The following is a 991-nucleotide window of genomic DNA, read 5'->3' as shown; positions in this document are numbered from 1 at the left end:
ACAAGCCCCGAAGAATTAATCGAAACGGTTCGTCGTGCTCTTTCCGGCATCGCCGGTGTCGCGTCTGCCAATGCAATGATTGATGGCCTTCGTAGCGGCAATAAAATCGCAGTTGAAGATGTCGTCAGTATGTTTGGCGAAACCACCAAAGCGCTGCGTTTTAATCAGGAAATCCTGTTCTCATCATTCGAGAATATCTCCTCCGGCATCAGCGTCGTAAACGACGATTTGAATATCGTTGCTTGGAACCGCCGTTACGAAGAAATGTTCAACTATCCAAAAAATATGCTGAAGATCGGTACTCCCGTATCCGAGCTTGTGCAGTTTAATGCGCACAGAGGCTTGCTCGGTGCGGGTGATATTGAACTGCTTGTCCACAAACGTCTTGAGCACCTTAAGAACGGAAAACCCTATCGCGTTGTGCGCGAGCACCATGACGGACAAGTGATCGAGATCAAAGGTACTCCGCTACCAGACGGCGGCTATGTCACGACGTACGATGACATTAGTGACTTCATTCGAATTCAAAACGAACTTGAGCTAAGCAATCAAAACCTTGAAAAGCGCGTCGAAAGTCGCACCGAAGAAATCAATCGCATCAACCAAGACTTGGTACACGAGATCGAATTAAGAAAGGGCATGGAAACCGCGCTTCTTGAAGCCAAGTCGCAGGCAGAAACAGCCAATGCGACCAAGTCTCGCTTTCTCGCTCTTGCCAGCCACGACATTTTGCAGCCACTGAATGCCGCGCAGCTTTATGTTACCTCCCTGCTTGAAGCACAAAACGAACGTCGTGATACGCGTATTGTGCGACAGATCAGCAATTCTATTGCCAGCGCAGAGTCGATTATCTCATCGTTGCTTGATATTGCGCGCATTGATACCGACAGCATAGAACCGAAGCTCTCATCGGTACCGCTTGATCAGATTCTCAAATCGCTCATTGATGAGGCGCAGGTGCAGTTGCCGGAAGAGGTTGCGTTGCACTATA

The 991-nt window shown here is 48.8% G+C and carries 1 protein-coding gene; it reads left to right on the top strand.

From position 1 onward, the window contains the following. On the top strand, nucleotides 1-991 hold a 991-nt coding region (locus A3750_RS15590; protein ID WP_156498630.1), incomplete at both ends, for a PAS-domain containing protein.

It is taken from the genome of Oleiphilus sp. HI0079 (assembly GCF_001635105.1).
This window is presented reverse-complemented; position numbering and strand designations above follow the sequence as displayed.